General features: G+C 60.0%; 3 protein-coding genes. 2 read left to right on the forward strand and 1 reads right to left on the reverse strand.

The features are described 5' to 3' along the window. Together D9T14_RS14380 and D9T14_RS13035 are read left to right on the forward strand one after the other, a co-directional pair. On the forward strand, positions 1–2167 hold a 2167-nt coding region (locus D9T14_RS14380), incomplete at its 5' end, for an RHS repeat-associated core domain-containing protein (protein WP_220668354.1). Between the two features lie 1542 nt (positions 2168–3709). Next, positions 3710–3922 carry a hypothetical protein gene (locus tag D9T14_RS13035; RefSeq protein WP_126464130.1) on the forward strand — a complete coding sequence of 71 codons (213 nt, stop codon included), beginning with the start codon at positions 3710–3712 and terminating at the stop codon, positions 3920–3922. On the opposite strand, the gene D9T14_RS13040 is transcribed toward D9T14_RS13035, so the two are convergent. After that, positions 3903–4253: an IS1634 family transposase gene (locus tag D9T14_RS13040; protein WP_121588383.1), complete on the reverse strand. Its 351-nt coding sequence runs from the start codon at positions 4251–4253 to the stop codon at positions 3903–3905. The two genes, D9T14_RS13035 and D9T14_RS13040, sit on opposite strands and share 20 nt — an antisense overlap. Positions 4254–4390 lie beyond the last annotated feature (137 nt).

The raw sequence follows: 4390 nt of genomic DNA on the forward strand, positions 1-4390 counted from the left end.
TTCGTATGATGCCGATTCGCGGCTGGTCGGTGAGACCTGGCCTGCCGGTGAGCGGGCCTGGTATGCCTATGACGAGTGCGGTCGGGTCACCGCCCGGCACGTGCCGGGCTACGGCACGACCAGGTACCGGTACGACTTGTCGGGCAGGGTTGTGGGTCTTCAAGATCCGATGTGTGGGCGGCGCCGGTTCCGTTACGACCAGGTCGGGAATCTGGTTGAGGCGGTCTCGGGTACTGGTGGGGTGACCCGGTACGAGTACGACCGGCTCGGCGCCCTCGTCGCGGTGACCGACCCGGCTGGTGGGGTGACCCGGTACGAGCGGGACGGTCACGGCGAGGTGACCCGGCTCACTGATCCGTTGGGCCGGGTGACGACCGCTGAGTACGATGCGGCGGGCCGGCAGACATCCCAGACGGGCGCTGACGGGCACCGTATCGGGTGGGAGTATGACTGTTCGGGCCGGTTCGTCGCGTTGTCGTATGACGGTGTGGTGCATCACCGGGTGGAGCGTGATTTCACGGCCCGGACCATGACCGTCACCGAGACCAGTGGTGTCAGGCATGTGGTGTGTTGGGACGCCAACGGTCGGCTGATCTCGCGGTCCCGGGGCGGGCAGGCCGTGTCGTGGGGTTATGACGCCGATGGGCGCAGGGCGTGGATGCGGTCCCCGAGCGGGGCACGGACCGGCTACGAGTACGACCCGGCGGGCAGGCTGGTACGGGTCGAGTCCTCGGTGTTCGGCGCCGTGGCCTACGAGTACGACCCATCTGGGCAGATGACCGCCGCGACCGCCGGCGGCACCCGGCAGGAATGGGAACGCGAGGGCGGGTTCATCACCAGCCACCTCGTGCGGGACAGCGCCAATGCGATGGTGTCGCATACGGCGGTGGGCCGGGACGACCAGGGCCGGGTCGCGTGGACCTCCCGGGACGGTTCCCACACCGCCTACACCTACGACGAGGCGAACCAACTCATAGAAACCCGGACCGAGGACGGCACGGCCCGGTATGTCTGGGACCAGGCCGGCCGGCTGGCCGCCGAAACCACTGCCGGGGGCGGGGACATCGCCTACTCCTACGACGCGGCCGGCCAGCTGACAGCTACGAGTACTGGTGGTGTGGTGTCGGCCCGGTTCTCCTACGACGCGGCCGGTCAACGGATCCGTGAGGAACACGCCGACGGCACGGTACGCACCTACCGGTGGGACACCGGCGGCCGGCTGGAACAAGTCACCATCGACAGTGCCCTGGAGCGTTCCCGCACTAGTTTGTTCACTGATGCGATGGGTGAGCTGGCCGCCGTGGACGGGCAGGGGTTGTTCTGGGACACCGCCACCACCATCCCTGCTTTGTTGTCGGCTGGTGGGCAGGATGTGGTGTCCGTGCCCGGGTTCACCGCCACCACTGGTACCGGATGGCAGACCCCCGGCTGGCGGCAGGCCCCCACCACCAGCACCGGTGGCGAGGTGTGGGCCACCACCACCAGCAACCCACTCGGCACGGTGGGGTTGTCGTTTGGGGCCGGCGGTGAGGTCCTGCTACCCGGCGGACTCGAAGCCCTCGGCGCCCGCGTCTACGACCCGGCCAGCCGTGGGTTCCTCACCCCCGACCCCCAGGGCCCCACCACCGGCGCCGCATGGGCCGCGAACCCGTACTCGTACGCCGCGAACAACCCGGTCGGGTTCACCGACCCCACCGGCCTGCACCCCCTCAGTGACGCCGAATTCGACCAGTGGAAAGACCAACACAAGTCCACGCTCGCCAAGGCCGGGGACTGGATCGGGGACAACTGGGAATACCTGGCCGCCGGCGCCATGGTCGCAGCCGGGGTGGCATTGATGTTCACCGGTGTCGGGGGCGCCGCCGGGCTCGCGTTGATGAGTCTGTCCGGCGCGTTGACCTCTGGTGGGATCAGCATGGCCCAGCAAAAACACGACAACGGCAGCGTGGACCTGGGCACCCTCGGCAAAGAGATGGCCATCGGAGCCATCCCCATCCCCGGCGGAGGGGCCGCCAAAGGCGCCGGCGCCATCGGCCGCGAAGCAGCCCAGACCGCCGGCCGCGAAACAGCCCAGACCGCCGGCCGTGAAGCAGCCGAACAAGCCGCCCGCAGCACCAGCAGACAAGCACTCCAGCACCATCGGCAAGAACGCCGCAGAAAATACTAAACCCGGAGAGCTAGTACCGTATGATCCTGATTTTGCAATGCAACAGGTCGCGTCCAGAAAGAAGCCAACAGCCTCACAGCTGGACGAGTTTGGAGCCTCTCAGTCAAACTGGACAAGAAATCAAACCGAAACTGGCCCCATTAAGTACACGGACGAAAACGGAATTGATCGATTGACAATCAAGAAAGGTTCACCGAGAAGTCCGGGGAGTGAAAACCCACATATTGAGATGAGAAACTCAAATGGTCAGCGATTCGATAAATATGGATTCCCCGTGACTCGAAAATCACCAGGAAACCATACTCCTATCGGATGGGATCTTCCATGATACCCTATACACATCTACCCGGTTTGAGTGATATTATACTCGAAGAAAGCTGGGTATTGAATATCGCAGTCAAATCATGCCATGTCAATTTTACCATTGAAGCTGTCTTGACTGATACTCATCCTCTATACGAGCCATACCATCCAGGAGAACAATTCTGTTACAAGAAATCAAATTGGAAGTTCCATGACGTGCGATCTGTTGTATGGACAATGGGAGGTAAGCCGGCAATTGACGCCAGTGGCGAGCTTGACTACGGACACATCGATGAAGTAATTTCCGAGCCCCCGAATTATACTCTCGTAGGAGATTTTGGTAGGATGCAAATTATTTCATCAGAACCGGAGTTAATTATTTTGAAATAAGGCAGCCGGTTTAATTTAGCTTCGTTTTAGAATATTCTTCCGGTAAATTGAAATCGTTGAACTTACTGAGTGAAGTTGCTAGCGGTTTTGTCTTACTTAGGATCACAATGCTTACACTATGCCGTGAATGTGTCTCGAATCTTTACTTCTAGTTCGACCTAGCTGTCCAAAATGAGAGTTAATCATAATGAAGCATATTCCTTCAGGTTTCGAAACAAGTCATCTCAAGGAGAGCCGGGTCTACGATATAAAAGTCGAACCGTTTCGGGTTCATTTTGACATTGAGGTCAGCCAAGATGGACTCTATCCAGACTACAAAGAATTTCCTTCAAGCGACACATATCATCACCGAAAAGCTGCTTTAGATTTCTATGGTGTCCGTTCTGTTGTGTGGATCATGGATCCTCAATCCAACGTAAGTACGGGCGGGGAATGTAGATATGATCACTTCAGTGAAATTAAATTTGCACCATCGAATTATGTCTTAATAGGAGGCTTTGGGAGGATGGAAATCATTTCCCCAGAACCACGGCTTAAATTCTGTGATTAAGCTTAACCAGGCTCCCCGCCTGGGTTTGCAACCCGTATTCTTATGCGGCGAACAATCCGGTCGGGTTCACCGATCCCACCGGCCTGCACCCGCTCAGTGACGCCGAGTTCCAGGAGTGGAAGGAGCAGCACAAGACCGGTCTGGCTGCGGCGGGGGACTGGATCGGGGAGAACTGGGAATACCTGGCCGCCGGGGCCGTGGTCGTGGCCGGGGTGGCGTTGATGTTCACCGGTGTCGGGGGCGCGGCAGGGCTCGCGTTGATGAGCCTGTCCGGCGCACTCACTTCGGGTGGGATCAGCATGGCCCAGCAAAAACACGACAACGGCAGCGTGGACCTGGGCACCCTCGGCAAAGAGATGGCCATCGGAGCCATCCCCATCCCCGGCGGAGGGGCCGCCAAAGGCGCCGGCGCCATCGGCCGCGAAGCAGCCCAGACCGCCGGCCGCGAAGCAGCCCAGACCGCCGGCCGTGAAGCACCCGACTCGTGCCACTTTAGTGTGGGGGCCAGGTGAGGCCGAGGGTGTCGAGGATGGTTTGGGCTGCGGGTGTGATCTGGTCGTGAGCGGGTAGGGTTTGGCCAGCGATGTTGACGTTCATTTCATGGATTGGCTCGAGTGTTTCGATGATTTTGGCGACGGATTTCCCGGTGATTGTTTGCAAGCGGTGTGAGACGGCGAGTGCGGCCATCACGATGGTGAGGTGGGCTTCGATCGCCTCGCGGGTGTGATGGAAGATCGGGCGGGCTTTCAGGTCGCTCTTCGACATCCTGAAGGATTTCTCGATTAGCCAGAGCTCGTGATAGTCGGCAATGAGTTCTGCCGCGGAGATTCGGGTGGCGGGCATGTTCGTGACGTATGGCCGTCATGAAACAAGATCGGTTTCTGGTTGGGGTTTGGGGAGGTGTTCGAAGTCGTAGTCGAAGGTGCGTCCGGTGATGTACGAGGCGAATGCTCCGAAGGTTTGTTCGGGGGTCTGGTGCT

Origin of the sequence: Propionibacterium australiense, from assembly GCF_003666605.1 — a bacterium.
GTDB classification, from domain to species: domain Bacteria; phylum Actinomycetota; class Actinomycetes; order Propionibacteriales; family Propionibacteriaceae; genus Propionibacterium; species Propionibacterium australiense.